Source organism: Pantoea sp. BRR-3P (genome assembly GCF_039621635.1).
Classification (GTDB): Bacteria; Pseudomonadota; Gammaproteobacteria; order Enterobacterales; family Enterobacteriaceae; genus Pantoea; species Pantoea floridensis.
On record NZ_CP155066.1, the window covers coordinates 4182843 to 4198555 of the forward strand.

Consider the following 15713-nt stretch of genomic DNA (forward strand, 5'->3'; position numbering starts at 1 on the left):
CTCGGCGCGGAGTATCATGCAACCAGATATGGGGCAGGATTGGGGAGTTTCAACCCCTAAAGAATTTAAGGTAAAGCGAGGGGAATACAACTCCCGTGGCCGGAGCTGTGTAAGCGTTTGACCGTGCTGTCCGCGCTGCTGCGATCTTTAAACGGTCCGATCACCACGCGATTCCAGCCACCGCCGGTCGTAATACGGCTCTCAAATCCTTCAAATGCCAGACCGGCGCGCACGGATTCCGCCTGATCGGTGACTTTGAACGAACCACACTGCACCATCCAGCGTTGCGAAGAGGTTTTCTCTTCAGGTTTCGCCCTGGCGGTTTCCTGCGGCTTGCTCTGCTGCGTTGGCTCGCGCGTGATCGGCGCAGGTTGCTGCTGCTGACGCGCGGCCTGTTGCTGCTGCAACTGCTGTTGGCGCTGCTGCTGCTGTAACTGTTGCTGCTGGCGTTGTTGCACCTGCTGCTGTTGTTGCTGTACCTGTTGACGCTGCAGCGTTTGCTGGCGCTGCGCCGGGGTTTGTTCATTCCACGGTACTTCATTCAGCTGCGTAGGCTGCTGGCGCATATCGGCCTGCATTTGATCCAGTAGCTGGCGCTGTTCATCGGTTAGCTGAGTTTGTGATTGTACGCCACCCGCCGAAGGCTCAGTCGGTGATGGAACGGTAATCTGACGATTTTCCAGCTCTTTGATGTACTTCCAGCGCTCTTCCGGCTTCGGCGGCAGGCCGTTACCATTGGCTTTATGATTCGGAATAACCTCAATCTCTTCTTTCTTATGGTGCGAGATGAACCATAAACCACCGGCAAAGGTGACCAGCACGGCCACAGCCAGTATCATCATGATTTTTGAAGTGCCGGAGCCGCCTTTGCTTTTCTTGCTGCGGCTGGCGGGTTTTTTGCGACGCGTCCCTGTTGAACGCCCGCGGCCTACATAATCTTTCTGTGCCACTTTCGTTCTGATACCCTTCAAAAAAATGCCAATGGGCGTGAAAAATTGCGATTAATCGCCCGGCAACGAATGCGCCATGTTACGCAAGGGCTGGAACTTTGACCAGCACAGTCTGCCTTCAGAATCGGCTGAAAATTCTGGGGTCGTTACGCTATTTTTCGCGTTTTGCCGCCGGTGCGGTACTACCGCGTACGCGCAGCTCCGCATCCAGCAGACGTGATCCGTTATTCACGCGTTTCCCTTGCAGCTCATCGAGTAATAGCAGCATCGCTTCGCGGCCGATAGCAAAGCGCGGCTGCGCGACGGTGGTCAAGGGTGGATCGTAATATTGTGCGAGCTCGATATCATCGAAACCCACAACAGACAAATCCTGTGGAATGCGCATGCCAAGTTTGCGCGCCTGGTTCATGGCACCCAGCGCCATCAAATCGCTATGGCAGAAGATGGCTTTTGGCGGCTGCGGCAAGCTCATTAACTGCTTCAGCGCGCTGGCGCCTGCTTCAAAAGTGAAATCACCGTGCACAATCATGGTGGGATCGATGGCGATGCTGCTGCGGCGCAGCGCCTGAATGTAGCCCTGCAAACGATACTGGCTGAGCGGAACGTGTTCTGGTCCGGTGATGCAGGCGATTTGACGATGACCAAGCTGCAAGAGATGATTAACGGCTTCAAATGCCGCCGTCAGGTTATCAATGTGCACCGTTGGCAGCGCCATTTCTGGGGCAAATTCATTTCCCATCACCATCGGCGGCAGATTGCGCTGATCTTCAATGCCTGCATCAAACGGCAGCTGTGAACCCAGCAGCACCATGCCGTCGATTTGCCGCGTCAGCATTAAATTCAGGAAGGTTTTTTCCTGCTGATTTTGATGGGCACAATCTCCAATCAGGACCAGATAACCTTCCTGCGCGGCGGTCACTTCTACACCGCGGATAATCTCACTGAAAAAGGGATCGCAGATGTCCGGCACAATCACCAGAATAGTTTGCGTTTCACCGCGTTTGGCGTTGCGCGCCAAACCGTGCGGCGCGTAGCCCACGGCAAGCACCGCTTTTTCGACTTTGAGCCGGGTAGCGGCAGAGACTTTTTCTGGATTCATCAACGCACGTGAAACCGTGGCGGTAGAAACACCGGCTTTCTCAGCCACATCTTTCATGGTGGCGGCGGTTGAGGATTGCTTCTGGTCCAACGTATAACTCCTGACGCGGTACAGCGCATTGATTTACAGAGAATGCCGGGCTTCAACCGGGTCGGCACTATTGTTAACCCAAGGTCGCGCCGGGTTGTTACTTAATTTGCATAAAAATTGTGACTTGTGCGACTTTTTTCGATCTGGCTCGCAGTTGTAGCGTGGCTTAACTCTCGGTGGGATCGATATCTAACGTCCATTTCACTTTGCGCGCGGCGGGCAAAGTAGCGATCAATGGCAGCGATCCGCTCAGCAACTGTTGCAAACGTTTACGTGACGGATGTTGTACCAGTAACTGCCAGCGCCAGCGCCCGCTGCGTTTAGGCGCCAGTGCAGGAACGGGCCCCATCAGCCACATCGCCTCATCTTTCATTGGACTGGCTTCCAGTAAATTGCGCAGTTGCGTAAGAAATTCCGCTGCCTGCTGGTTATCCATATCTTCGGCGCGGAACAGGGCGTGGCTGGTCCACGGCGGCAGCTGAACTGATTGACGCTCTAGCAGCGTTTGATCGGCAAAGGCAAAATAGCCGCGATGCAACAGGGTTTGCAGCAGTGGATGTTCTGGATGGTGGGTTTGCAGCAACACTTCGCCCTGTTTCCCGGCGCGACCAGCGCGGCCAGCAACCTGGGTATAGAGCTGAGCGAAACGCTCGGCGGCGCGGAAATCGGCGGAAAACAGCGCGCCATCAACATCCAGCAGCGACACCAGCGTGACATCCGGGAAATGGTGACCTTTCGCCAGCATTTGTGTGCCGACCAGAATGCGCGCACCGCCGCGATGCACATCGGCCAGATGCTGCTCCAGCGCACCTTTGCGGCTGGTGGTATCGCGATCGATGCGCGACACCGGTACGCCAGGGAATAACGTACCGAGCTGCTGTTCCAGCTGTTCGGTGCCTACGCCGACCGGCATCAAATGTGTGGAGCCGCAGCCCGGACACTGATTAGGTAGCGGGCGCTGGCTATCGCAATGATGGCAGCGCAACTGGCGATGATTCTGATGCAGCGTGTAGTAGCTGTCGCAGCGCTGGCACTCTGCCAGCCAGCCGCAATCATGACACATCAGCGCCGGTGAGAAACCGCGGCGGTTGAGAAACAGCAGCACCTGATTATCAGCCTGCAGATGCTGGCGCATTTTGCCGAGCAGCGCGGGTGCCAATCCTCCTTTCAGCTGCTGACCTTTCAGATCAATCAACTGCTGTAACGCCGGTTTGGCATTGCCCGCGCGTTTGGTGAGATTGAGCTGGCGATATTTGCCAACGCGTACGTTGTGCAAGGTTTCCAGCGCGGGCGTGGCCGATCCCATCACAATCGGGATGTCTTCTTCATGGGCGCGAAATACTGCCAGATCGCGCGCCTGATAGCGCCAGCCTTCCTGCTGTTTGTACGAGCTATCGTGCTCTTCATCAATAATGATCACACCCGGACGCGCCAGCGGCGTGAACAGTGCTGAACGCGTTCCGATAACAATCGCGGTTTCGCCGCTGCGCGCGCGCAGCCAAACCGCAAGGCGTTCACTATCGTTGAGCGCCGAGTGCAACACATCAATCGGCGCATCAAAACGTTCGCGGAAGCGGGCGATTGTTTGTGGCGTCAGGCCGATCTCCGGCACCAGCACCAGCGCCTGTTTGCCGCGTGCCAGCACATTCTCCAGCACGCTAAGATACACTTCGGTTTTACCCGAACCGGTAATTCCCGCCAGTAGCCAGGGTGCGTAGTGGTCGTCTTCGCTGCGCATCGCGCCCACCGCCATCGCCTGATCGGTATTCAGGCGCAGGCGTTCGCCTTTTACGGCGAAGCTGCTGCGCCAGTCGTGCATTTGCGGCGCGTGTTCACGCAGATCGCACAAGCCTTTCGCGCGCAACGCTTGCAGGGCGGCATCGGTAAAATCGTGTTCGCTGACCTGATGACGATACAACGGCTGCTGACGCAGCATCGCCAGCGCCTGCTGCTGTTTCGGCGCGCGCTTCAGGCTCTCCATCGCCACTTCTCGTCCAGCATCATTGATCACCCATTGCCACAGCGGTGCTTCCTGCGCCGGTTTGCCCTGGCGCAGCAGCACCGGCAGCGCATGACTCAGCACTTCACCGAGCGGTGAGTGATAATAATGAGCCGCCCAATGCAGGATGCGCCACAGCGCGGGCGAGAACAGACTTTCATCGTCGAGTACGTTCTCAATCTGCTTGAGCTGCGTTAACGGGAGATCGCTGGTTTCGCGCGTACCAACTACAATGCCGATCATTTTGCGATTGCCGAACGGCACATTCACGCGTGCGCCTGCCACCGGCTGCGGCGCATCGGCAGGCAGCAAGTAATCAAACAGACGAGGTAGCGGAACGGGCAGGGCAACCTGAACAACGGGCATGTGAATCTCTATCCGGTTCTGAATTAAGGAGAAGTAGTGTACACGCTGATACACTGAGCGGGTATCTAGAGTAGTGATTTGCTAAAACTGGTTAATTTCTGTATACTATGCCGCCTTCGATGAGATTGCTCGTCGGAGCATACACTTAATGTTCAATCGCGTGTGGTGCTGTGCAGGCTGAGAGCCTGGCGCGGAGAGCGACACGGCCTTTTATGAGGTTCTCCCATGAAACAAGGTATTCACCCTAAGTACGAAGCAGTAACCATGACTTGCTCTTGCGGTAACGTGATCAACACCCGTTCAACCATGGCTTCTGGTCTGAACCTGGACGTGTGCGGCAAATGCCACCCGTTTTACACTGGTAAGCAGCGTGTTGCTGACACCGGTGGCCGTGTAGATCGCTTCAACAAGCGTTTCAGCGTGCCAGCAAGCAAGAAATAAGATTATTTGCCGTCGAATCATCACGATTCGGAAGCAAGAAAAAACCCAGCTTCGGCTGGGTTTTTTTATTTCTGGCGTCAGTATTCCCAACTATCGGGATCGATGCCCATCTCACGCATAATCTGTTTTGCTTCTTCCGGAATTTCATCACTGCGTTCTTTGCGCAGATCGACATCGTTCGGCAGAGGCTGCCCGGTGAAAGCATGCAAAAAGGCTTCACACAGCAGTTCGCTGTTGGTGGCGTGACGCAGGTTATTCACCTGACGGCGTGTACGCTCATCCGTTAAAATCTTCAGCACTTTCAGCGGGATAGAAACTGTGATTTTCTTAACCTGCTCGCTCTTCTTACCATGTTCAGCGTAAGGGCTGATATATTCGCCGTTCCATTCAGCCATGGGTTACCTTAATCAATAAAAGTTGAATATGGGGAAATCCGTTGATTATGCCCGATTTTTCGATACCTGACCCCTTAAACCGCAGGTTTTATGCTTGAGCATCGCTTTTGAAAAGGAAAGCGCGCTGAACACCAGGCGATGACGGACAATTTTAGCGGTTATTGATGATTTGCTCAATCTATACGCAAAGACATTTAGATGTCCAGATGTATTGACGTCTATGCGCTGAATGTTATTCTGTTGCTCTTCTTTTTCTTCAGGAACAGTAGGCACCATGACGCGCAAACAGGCAACCATCGCAGTACGCAGCGGTTTGAATGATGACGAGCAATATGGCTGCGTTGTCCCACCGATTCATCTCTCCAGTACTTATAACTTCCTCGACTTCAATGAGCCGCGCGCGCATGACTATTCACGCCGCGGTAATCCGACGCGCGATGTGGTTCAGCGTGCGCTGGCGGAGCTGGAGGGGGGCGCAGGTGCGGTTTTAACCAATACCGGCATGTCAGCGATTCATCTGGTGACCACCGTGTTCCTGAAGCCGGGCGATTTACTGGTCGCGCCTCATGACTGCTACGGCGGCAGCTATCGTCTGTTCGATAGCCTGAGTAAGCGCGGTGCCTATCGCGTGAAGTTTGTTGATCAGGGCGATAAAGCCGCGCTGGCTGCTGCATTAGCTGAGAAGCCAAAGCTGGTGCTGGTCGAGAGCCCAAGCAATCCGCTATTGCGCGTGGTTGATATTGCCAGCATTTGTGCCGCCGCGCGCGAAGCCGGCGCGATTAGCGTGGTGGATAACACCTTCCTTAGCCCGGCGCTGCAAAACCCGCTGGCGCTGGGTGCCGATCTGGTGGTTCACTCCTGTACCAAATACCTGAACGGCCACTCCGATGTGGTTGCAGGCGCAGTCATCTCTAAAGATCCGGCGATGGCGACCGATCTTGCCTGGTGGGCGAATAATATTGGTGTCACTGGCGCCGCGTTTGATAGCTACCTGCTGCTACGCGGTTTACGCACGCTGTCGCCGCGTATCGCCGCCGCACAACGCAACGCATTGGCAATTGTTGATTACCTGAAGCAACAACCGCTGGTGAAAAAACTGTATCATCCGTCTCTGCCGGAAAACGCCGGTCATGAGTTTGCGGTACGTCAGCAGCGTGGCTTTGGCGCCATGTTGAGTTTCGAAATTGATGCTGATGAAGCGCGCCTGCGCCGCTTCCTGAAAGCACTGCAGCTGTTTACGCTGGCTGAATCACTGGGCGGTGTAGAGAGTTTGATTTCGCATACCGCGACCATGACGCATGCGGGCATGTCTGCAGAAGCGCGCGCGGCAGCGGGAATTTCTGAAACACTGCTGCGTATTTCAGTGGGAATTGAAGATCACGAAGATTTAATCGCCGATCTGGATAATGCATTCAGGATCGCAGCCGAGGGGTAACCATGACGATTTCAGCAGGCGCGGGAACGCCGATCAAGCAGTTGCATAAATTTGGTGGCAGTAGCCTGGCCGACGCACGTTGCTATCAACGCGTAGCCAGCATCATGGCGGATTACAGCCAGCCAGGCGACTTAATGGTGGTCTCTGCCGCAGGCAGCACCACCAACCAGTTGATTAGCTGGCTGAAATTAAGCCAGAGCGATCGCTTATCTGCCCATCAGGTGCAACAGGCTTTACGCCGCTTTCACAGCGAGCTTATTGCTGCGCTGCTGCCTGCTGAATATGCCGAAACCCTGACCTCTACCTTTATACGCGATCTGGAACGGTTGGCGGCACTGCTCGACGGCACCATCACCGACGCGGTTTATGCCGAAGTGGTCGGCCACGGCGAAATCTGGTCGGCGCGCTTAATGGCTGCAGTATTAAGCCAGCGCGAAATTGAAGCGGCCTGGCTTGATGCGCGTGACTTCCTGCGTGCCGAACGTGCCGCACAGCCGCAGGTGGATGAAGGAAAATCCTGGCCGCTGCTGCAGGAGCTGTTGACCCAGCATCCGCATAAGCGTTTGGTGGTAACCGGATTTATCAGCCGCAGCGATGCCGGTGAAACGGTCTTGCTGGGCCGTAACGGCTCGGACTACTCGGCCACGCAGATTGGTGCGCTGGCGGGTGTGGGTCGCGTGACCATCTGGAGCGATGTGGCGGGCGTGTATAGCGCCGATCCACGCAAAGTCTCTGATGCCTGCCTGCTGCCGCTGCTGCGTCTGGATGAAGCCAGCGAGCTGGCACGTCTGGCGGCGCCGGTATTGCACACTCGCACCTTGCAGCCGGTTTCTAATAGCGATATCGATTTGCAGCTGCGCTGCAGCTATCAGCCGGAGCAGGGCTCGACGCGCATCGAGCGCGTGCTGGCATCTGGCACCGGTGCGCGCATCGTCACCAGCCACGATGATGTGTGTCTGGTTGAGATTGAGATCCCGGCTAATCACGATTTCAAAACGCAGCAGAAAGAGATCGATCTGCTGCTGAAGCGCGCGCAGCTACGGCCGCTGGCGATGGGGATTCATCCCGATCGCCGCCTGCTGCAGCTGTGTTACACCTCTGAAGTGGTGAACAGCGCCTTTAATCTGCTGCAGGATGCCGCATTGCCGGGTCATCTGCAGCTGCGCGACGGCTTAGCGCTGGTGGCGCTAGTGGGAGCAGGCGTAACGCGTAATCCGCTGCATAGCCATCGCTTCTGGCAGCAGATCAAAGATCAGCCGGTGGAATTTGTCTGGCAGTCTGAAGATCACATCAGCATTGTTGCTGTACTGCGCGTTGGGCCAACGCAGCACCTGATTCAGGGCTTGCATCAGTCGCTGTTCCGCGCGGAAAAGCGCATTGGCCTGATACTTTTCGGCAAAGGCAATATTGGATCCCGCTGGCTGGAGCTGTTTGCGCGCGAGCAGGAAACGCTGTCGGCGCGTACCGGATTTGAATATGTGCTGGCGGGCGTGGCGGACAGCAGCCGCAGTTTGCTGAGCTACGACGGTCTGGAAGCCAGCCGCGCGCTGGCGTTTTTCGATGACGAAGCGGTTGAGCGCGATGAAGAGTCGCTGTTCCTGTGGATGCGCGCGCACCCGTTCGATGATTTGGTGGTGCTGGACGTCACGGCGAGCGAGCAGCTGGCGCAGCAGTATCATGATTTCGCCAGCCACGGTTTCCACGTGATCAGCGCCAATAAGGTCGCCGGTGCATCCAGCGGCCAGAGCTGGCGTCAGGTGCGTGATGCCTTCGCCAAAACCGGGCGTCACTGGCTCTATAACGCGACCGTGGGCGCCGGTTTGCCGGTCAATCACACGGTGCGTGATTTGCGAGAAAGCGGTGATAGCATTCTGGCGATCAGCGGCATTTTCTCTGGCACACTTTCCTGGTTGTTCCTGCAGTTTGACGGCACGGTTCCATTCAGCGAGCTGGTCGACCAGGCCTGGCAGCAAGGCCTGACTGAACCCGATCCACGCGTTGATCTGTCTGGGCAGGATGTGATGCGCAAGCTGGTGATTCTGGCGCGCGAAGCGGGCTACGACATCGAGCCGGATCAGGTGCGGGTGGAATCGCTGGTGCCGTCGATTTGCGACGGTGAGTCGATTGATCATTTCTTCGAAAATGCCGATGAGCTCAATGAGCAGATGCTACAGCGTCTGGAAGCGGCGCAGGAACTGGGTCTGGTGCTGCGTTACGTGGCGCGTTTCGATGCCAATGGCAAAGCGCGCGTCGGTGTGGAAGCGGTACGCCCTGAGCATCCGCTGGCCGCGCTGCTGCCGTGCGATAACGTGTTTGCCATCGAAAGCCGCTGGTATCGTGATAATCCGCTGGTGATTCGCGGTCCTGGCGCAGGTCGTGATGTGACGGCGGGTGCACTGCAATCTGACATCAATCGCCTCGCACAGCTGCTGTAACCTTCCGCAATAGGCAGACGGCTCCCCTCGTCTGCCTTTTTCACTTTATCCCTCCCATCATGAAACGCTTTCACGTTGTTTGAAGATTTGTCACGCCTGCTGATTAATTTTAAGTTGACGCTAACGCGGTAATGGTTCATTTTGTGCATCTGGACGTCTAAACGTATGGATGTTCGCGGGCCGAAAAATAATCGCTGTGTGATGATGAGGTAATTAGGATGAGTTTCTTTCACGCCAATCAACGTGAAGCGTTGAACCAGAGCCTGGCTGAGCTGAATGGGCAAATTAATGTCTCTTTTGAGTTTTTCCCGCCACGTACCAGCGAAATGGAAGAAACCCTGTGGAGCTCAATCGATCGGCTGAGCAGCCTGAAACCGAAATTCGTCTCCGTGACCTACGGCGCCAACTCGGGTGAGCGCGATCGCACGCACAGCATTATTAAAGGCATCAAAGATCGGACCGGTTTAGAAGCGGCACCGCATCTGACCTGTATCGACGCCACGCGTGATGAACTGCGTGGCATCGCCCGTGATTACTGGGACAGCGGCATTCGTCATATCGTGGCACTGCGCGGTGATTTACCACCGGGCGGCGGCAAACCAGAAATGTACGGTTCGGACCTGGTAGCGTTGCTGAAAGACGTTGGCGATTTTGATATTTCTGTGGCGGCTTATCCGGAAGTACATCCGGAAGCGAAAAGCGCGCAGGCCGATCTCATCAACTTAAAGCGTAAAATTGATGCCGGTGCGAACCGCGCCATTACCCAATTTTTCTTTGACGTTGAAAGTTACCTGCGTTTCCGCGATCGCTGCGTCGCGGCCAGCATCGACGTTGAAATCGTGCCGGGCATTCTGCCGGTATCCAACTTTAAGCAGCTGCAGCGCTTCGCCACCATGACCAACGTCCGTGTGCCAGGCTGGATGAGCGCGATGTTTGAAGGCCTCGATAACGATCCGGAAACGCGCAAAATGGTCGGCGCTAACGTTGCCATGGACATGGTGAAAATCCTGTCGCGCGAAGGGGTGAAGGATTTCCACTTCTATACGCTGAACCGCGCCGAGATGAGTTACGCCATTTGCCACACGCTGGGCGTGCGCCCAGGGATTAGCGCCTAAGGTGATGCGGTGGTCGCCATGAATGGCGCCCCTACAATTTGCCAGTGCGGATTCTGTAGGGTGCGCATTCATGCGCACCTGACACCAGGGTGCAGAACCCATAAAAAAAGGAGCCAGCTGGCTCCTTTTTCACATCATGCCTCTTTGTTAACCGGTATTTCGCATACCCGCTGCAACACCGGCAATCGTCACCATTAGCGCTTGCTCAACGCGCGCATCCGGCGCATCACCGCGCTCTTCCTGCGCACGTGAACGATGCAGCAGTTCAGCCTGCAATACGTTCAGCGGATCGGTATACACGTTACGCAGCGCGATGGATTCGGCAATCCACGGTTGGTCAGCCATCAGGTGCGCATCATTGGCGATGGTCAGCACCGCTTTAATATCCGCATCCAGCTGATCGCGTAGCTGCTTGCCGAGTGGCCACAGCGACTTATCCACCAGACGCTGATCGTAGTATTCCGCCAGCCACAGATCGGCTTTCGAGAACACCATCTCCAGCATGCCAAGACGCGTCGAGAAGAACGGCCAGTCGCGGCACATGGTTTCCAGCTCATCCTGATGACCTTCATCCATCGCTTTCTGCAGCGCGGCGCCCGCACCCAGCCAGGCCGGCAACATCAGGCGGTTTTGCGTCCAGGCAAAGATCCACGGAATGGCGCGCAGCGATTCCACACCGCCGGTTGGGCGACGTTTTGCCGGACGTGAGCCCAGCGGCAATTTACCCAGCTCTTGCTCCGGCGTTGCCGAACGGAAGTACGGTACGAAGTCGGGATTCTCACGCACATAGCCGCGATACATGGCACAGGAGTGCGCCGAAAGGCCGTTCATGATCTCCTGCCATTCGCGTTTTGGTTCCGGTGGTGGCAGCAGGTTAGCTTCCAGAATCGCGCCGGTATACAGCGACAGGCTGGCGATAGTGACTTCAGGCAAACCGTATTTGAAGCGAATCATCTCGCCCTGTTCGGTCACGCGCAGACCGCCTTTTAGGCTGCCCGGCGGTTGTGATAACAGCGCGGCGTGTGCTGGCGCGCCGCCACGACCAATTGAGCCGCCGCGTCCGTGGAACAGCGTCAGCGTGATGCCGGCGCTCTCACAGGTTTTGATCAACGCATCCTGCGCCTGATATTGCGCCCAGCTGGCGGCCATCACGCCGGCATCTTTCGCCGAGTCGGAATAGCCAATCATCACCATCTGCTTGCCATTGATAAAGCCGCGATACCAGTCGATGCTCAGCAGCTGCGTCATCACGTCATTGGCGTTGTTGAGGTCATCAAGGGTTTCGAACAGCGGCGCCACCGGCATGGCGTAAGGAATACCGGCTTCTTTCAGCAGCAGATGTACCGCCAACACGTCTGACGGCGTTTTCGCCATCGAAATCACGTAAGAGGCAATTGAGCCCTGCGGCGCTTCGGCCACCACTTTGCAGGTATCGAGCACTTCACGCGTTTCATCGCCAGGTTCCCACTGATGCGGCAACAGCGGACGCTTAGAATTCAGTTCACGGATCAGGAAGGCCTGTTTATCCGCTTCTGACCAGCTTTCGTAATCACCGAGGCCGAGATAGCGCGTCACTTCAGCAATCGCCTGGGTATGTCGGGTGCTCTCCTGACGGATATCGATACGCACCAGCGGCACGCCGAAGCACTTCACGCGGCGCAGCGTATCCAGCAGCTGGCCATTGGCGATGATGCCCATGCCGCACTGTTGTAAAGACTGATAGATAGCGAACAGCGGTTCCCACAGCTGATCGTTAGAAACCAGCAGATCGGTCGGACGCGGCAGGCGCTCGCCTTTCAGACGACGTTCCAAATAAGCTTGTGTCGTCATCAGCTGGCTGCGCAGGCGTTTCAGCACCATACGATACGGCTCCAGCGCTTCCGGATCGCCGCACAGCTCGCGCACTTCGTCGCTGCATTCGGACATCGACAGCTCAGAAACCAGCACGCCGATATCACGCAGGAAAAGGTCCGCGGCTTTCCAGCGGCTCAGCTGCATCGCGTGGCGGGTAATCGGTGCGGTAACGTTTGGGTTGCCGTCACGGTCGCCGCCCATCCACGAGGTAAATTTGATCGGCACGAAATCGACCGGCAGCTTAATGCCAAAGGTTTCTTCCACCTGTTCATTCAGCTCGCGCAGGAAGGCAGGCACGCCTTGCCACAGGCTGTTTTCCACCACGGCAAAGCCCCATTTGGCTTCATCGATGGGCGTTGGACGATATTTGCGGATCTCATCGGTATGCCACGCTTGTGCCACCAGCTGACGCAGACGGCGCATCACCTGCGTACGCTCGTAGTCAGAGATATCGCTGTGATCGAGTTGCTGTAAACAGCTGTTCACTTCGCCGAGCATATGGATCAGCGTGCGGCGGGTAATTTCGGTGGGGTGTGCCGTCAGCACCAGCTCCAGCGACAGCTCTTCAATCGACTGGCGGATAGCGGCTTCGCTGATATCACCTTGCTGTTTCAGACGCTCGAAGGTCTTCTTCAGCAGCTCAGGATGATTCGCGCCATCGCCGCTGCGGGAAATGGTTTGATACTGCTCAGCGACGTTGGTGAGATTAAGGAACTGGCTAAACGCACGCGCAACCGGCAGCAGCTCGTCATTCGACAGATTTTGCAGCGTGTTCAGCAGTTCCTGACGATGAGTGTCATTTCCCGCGCGGGATGACTTAGAGAGTTTACGGATGGTCTCCACCTGGTCGAGGATGTTCTCTCCTAGTGCATCCTTAATCGTATCCCCGAGCAGTTTGCCGAGCATACTGACATTACTTCGCATTGCGGAATATTGTTCGTTCATTGGACCCTGACACCCTCATCATCTTTTTAAATATCCCCACGGGAATTATCCACGGGCATAACATCGTCTTTTATCTAGCCACGTATCTTCTTGTACGTCAATTGACTTAAATCCGCATGAATGTGCGGCTAAATAGCGGAAATTCAAAGAATTTGCTTGCAGCGAAGCGAGATAAGTTATTCTTATTATCAAATCCCGAACAATGACGGGGCAATTTGCTGATTTAACAGTGAAATGCCCCATCTGTTGTTCATCAATGACAAAAATGCTGCACAACCTGGGTGATAAGCGCATGAGTCGGCTTGATAAATGCGGTATCAATAAACTCATCCGGCTGATGGGCTTGATTGATAGATCCCGGGCCTAACACTAGCGTTGGGCACAATTGCTGGATAAATGGCGCTTCAGTGCAATAGTTCACCACTTCAGTCGGCACGCCCAATAGTTTCTCCACCACTTGCACCAGCTCATGATCGGCAGGGCATTCGTAGCCTGGAATAGGCGGATGCAGCTCGCCCACGGTTAAACGTCCCGGCCAGCGCGCGCTGACCGGCGCCAACGCGTCGTTCAGCAGACCATCCAAATCGCTCAGAGTTAAGCCCGGCAGCGGACGAATATCCATGTGCAATTCACAGCAGGCGCAGATGCGGTTAGCCGCGTCGCCGCCATGAATATGGCCAAAGTTCATGGTTGGATATGGAATAGCAAAGCCGTCGTGGTTGTAGCGTTCTTTCAAGGTGTTACGCAGCTGCATCAGTTGAGTGATGGATTCATGCATCAGTTCGATGGCGTTCACGCCGCGCGACGGATCGCTGGAGTGGCCCGATTGCCCCTGAATACGGATCACATTCGATAGATGACCTTTGTGCGCGCGCACCGGTTTGAGCGACGTTGGCTCGCCGATAATGGCGCAATCCGGACGCAGCTGGGTCGATTCAGAGAAATACTTCGCACCCGCCATGGTGGTCTCTTCATCGGCGGTTGCGAGGATGTAGAGCGGCTTGCTGAGTTTGGTCACGTCAACGTCACGCAGCGCATCCAGAATAAACGCGAAGAAGCCTTTCATATCGGCGGTGCCCAAGCCATAAAGCTTGTTGTCGTGTTCGGTCAGCGTGAAGGGATCGCGCGTCCAGCGGCCATCATCGTACGGTACGGTATCGGTATGGCCGGCCAGCAACAGGCCGCCCGCGCCCAATCCGCTGCGCGCCAACATATTAAATTTATGCCGCGTGCCAGGCACCGGCTGCACTTCGACGCTGAAGCCAATATCGCGGAACCAGCCGGCCAGCAAATTGATTAAAGTTTCATTACTCTGATCCAGTGCGCTGTCGGTTGCGCTGATTGATGGCGTGGCAATCAACTGGCGGTAGAGTTCGATAAAAGGTGGTAATTTTGTCTTCACTGTTGACGGTCCTTGGGTTAGGATGTATCAATATTCATGCATTAATAGTGAATAAAAATACAATAACGTCGCTTGCATGTGAAGCATCAAATCTTCTGCAAACGGCATCCTGGGCAACGGGGCAAGGCCGCGACCCGATACGTGTGACTGTAATAAGGTATACAGCCTGATGTTGAATACGCTGATCGTTGGTGCCAGTGGTTACGCTGGCGTAGAGCTTGCCACCTACCTGAATCGCCATCCGCATATGAACATAACCGCTTTGGCGGTTTCAGCGCAAAGCCCGGATGCTGGAAAGTTATTGTCGGATTTGCATCCGCAGCTCAAAGGCATTGTCGATTTGCCGCTGCAGCCGCTGAGCGACGCCGCAGAATGGGCTGATAAAGTGGATGTGGTGTTCCTCGCGACTGCCCACGAAGTCAGCCACGATCTGGCACCCGAGTTCCTCAAAGCAGGTTGCGTGGTCTTCGATCTCTCCGGCGCGTTCCGCGTCAACGACGACGCTTTCTATACGCAATATTACGGTTTCAGCCATCAGCATCAGGATTGGCTGGATAAAGCGGTTTACGGTCTTGCCGAATGGCAGCACGACCAAATCAAAGACGCGCAGCTGGTTGCGGTGCCGGGTTGCTACCCAACCGCAGCACAGCTTTCGCTGAAACCACTCATCGAGGCGGGTCTGCTTAACGATGCACAGTGGCCGGTGATTAATGCTACCAGCGGCGTGAGCGGTGCAGGGCGCAAAGCTAATGTTGCCACCAGCTTCTGTGAAGTGAGTTTGCAGCCGTACGGCCTGTTTAATCATCGTCATCATCCTGAAATCGTCGCGCATCTCGGCACGCCAGTGATCTTCACGCCACATCTGGGCAGTTTCCCGCGCGGAATCTTGTCGACCACCACCTGCCGCCTGAAAGCGGGCGTGACGCAGCAGGATGTGGCCGAGGCCTTCCATCATGCTTACCACGACAAACCGCTGGTGCGCGTGTATGACAAAGGCGTTCCGGCGCTGAAAGCGGTGGTCGGTTTGCCGTTCTGCGATATCGGCTTCGCCATGCAAGGCGAGCACCTGATTGTGGTCGCCGCTGAAGATAACCTGCTGAAAGGCGCCTCATCGCAGGCGGTTCAGTGTTTGAACATTCGTTTCGGCTTCCCCGAAACGCTGTCTCTGATTTAACCAACGGATAACG

General features: G+C 55.8%; 11 protein-coding genes. 5 read left to right on the plus strand and 6 right to left on the minus strand.

The features are described 5' to 3' along the window. Positions 1-65: 65 nt before the first annotated feature. From ftsN to priA, 3 genes are all read right to left on the minus strand, one after another. Positions 66-950, minus strand: a complete 885-nt coding sequence (ftsN, locus tag AAGR08_RS19345) for a cell division protein FtsN (protein ID WP_345827767.1) — start codon at positions 948-950, stop codon at positions 66-68. A gap of 151 nt (positions 951-1101) precedes the next feature. Next, positions 1102-2139 carry a DNA-binding transcriptional regulator CytR gene (cytR, locus tag AAGR08_RS19350; protein ID WP_097095652.1) on the minus strand — a complete coding sequence of 346 codons (1038 nt, stop codon included), beginning with the start codon at positions 2137-2139 and terminating at the stop codon, positions 1102-1104. Between the two features lie 166 nt (positions 2140-2305). After that, positions 2306-4504, minus strand: a complete 2199-nt coding sequence (gene priA, locus AAGR08_RS19355) for a primosomal protein N' (RefSeq protein WP_097095653.1) — start codon at positions 4502-4504, stop codon at positions 2306-2308. A gap of 225 nt (positions 4505-4729) precedes the next feature. On the opposite strand from priA, the gene rpmE reads away from it, so the two are divergent. After that, positions 4730-4945 carry a 50S ribosomal protein L31 gene (rpmE, locus tag AAGR08_RS19360; RefSeq protein ID WP_097095654.1) on the plus strand — a complete coding sequence of 72 codons (216 nt, stop codon included), beginning with the start codon at positions 4730-4732 and terminating at the stop codon, positions 4943-4945. Between the two features lie 77 nt (positions 4946-5022). Here the strand turns inward: rpmE and metJ are convergent, their stop codons facing one another. Continuing rightward, a complete protein-coding gene (metJ, locus tag AAGR08_RS19365) occupies positions 5023-5340 on the minus strand; it encodes a met regulon transcriptional regulator MetJ (protein WP_007885403.1) in 318 nt (105 codons plus the stop codon). Between the two features lie 274 nt (positions 5341-5614). On the opposite strand from metJ, the gene metB reads away from it, so the two are divergent. The 3 genes from metB (at position 5615) to metF (ending at position 10325) form a co-directional block, all read left to right on the plus strand. Further along, a complete protein-coding gene (metB, locus tag AAGR08_RS19370) occupies positions 5615-6775 on the plus strand; it encodes a cystathionine gamma-synthase (RefSeq protein ID WP_345827775.1) in 1161 nt (386 codons plus the stop codon). 2 nt (positions 6776-6777) lie between these two features. Further along, the gene (locus AAGR08_RS19375; protein WP_097095656.1) at positions 6778-9210 is read left to right on the plus strand and encodes a bifunctional aspartate kinase/homoserine dehydrogenase II; all 2433 of its coding nucleotides are present in this window, start codon (positions 6778-6780) and stop codon (positions 9208-9210) included. 218 nt (positions 9211-9428) lie between these two features. Beyond that, the gene (gene metF / locus AAGR08_RS19380; RefSeq protein WP_097095657.1) at positions 9429-10325 is read left to right on the plus strand and encodes a methylenetetrahydrofolate reductase; all 897 of its coding nucleotides are present in this window, start codon (positions 9429-9431) and stop codon (positions 10323-10325) included. 147 nt (positions 10326-10472) lie between these two features. On the opposite strand, the gene ppc is transcribed toward metF, so the two are convergent. Both ppc and argE read right to left on the minus strand, forming a co-directional pair. Further along, on the minus strand, positions 10473-13124 hold the full coding sequence (ppc, locus tag AAGR08_RS19385) for a phosphoenolpyruvate carboxylase (RefSeq protein WP_345827778.1): 2652 nt from the start codon (positions 13122-13124) through the stop codon (positions 10473-10475). Between the two features lie 253 nt (positions 13125-13377). Then, on the minus strand, positions 13378-14526 hold the full coding sequence (gene argE, locus AAGR08_RS19390) for an acetylornithine deacetylase (RefSeq protein WP_007885409.1): 1149 nt from the start codon (positions 14524-14526) through the stop codon (positions 13378-13380). A 169-nt stretch (positions 14527-14695) separates the two neighbouring features. Between argE and argC the strand changes: the two genes are divergently transcribed. Beyond that, complete coding sequence (argC, locus tag AAGR08_RS19395; protein WP_097095659.1) at positions 14696-15700, plus strand: N-acetyl-gamma-glutamyl-phosphate reductase; 1005 nt, start codon at positions 14696-14698, stop codon at positions 15698-15700. The last annotated feature ends 13 nt before the right edge of the window (positions 15701-15713 follow it).

Bases quoted from the DNA above. Each gene is read 5' to 3' on its own strand.
- priA (WP_097095653.1), bottom strand. From the start codon at position 4,504: ATGCCCGTTGTTCAGGTTGCCCTGCCCGTTCCGCTACCTCGTCTGTTT.
- rpmE (WP_097095654.1), top strand. From the start codon at position 4,730: ATGAAACAAGGTATTCACCCTAAGTACGAAGCAGTAACCATGACTTGC.
- metJ (WP_007885403.1), bottom strand. From the start codon at position 5,340: ATGGCTGAATGGAACGGCGAATATATCAGCCCTTACGCTGAACATGGT.
- metB (WP_345827775.1), top strand. From the start codon at position 5,615: ATGACGCGCAAACAGGCAACCATCGCAGTACGCAGCGGTTTGAATGAT.
- AAGR08_RS19375 (WP_097095656.1), top strand. From the start codon at position 6,778: ATGACGATTTCAGCAGGCGCGGGAACGCCGATCAAGCAGTTGCATAAA.
- metF (WP_097095657.1), top strand. From the start codon at position 9,429: ATGAGTTTCTTTCACGCCAATCAACGTGAAGCGTTGAACCAGAGCCTG.
- ppc (WP_345827778.1), bottom strand. From the start codon at position 13,124: ATGAACGAACAATATTCCGCAATGCGAAGTAATGTCAGTATGCTCGGC.
- argC (WP_097095659.1), top strand. From the start codon at position 14,696: ATGTTGAATACGCTGATCGTTGGTGCCAGTGGTTACGCTGGCGTAGAG.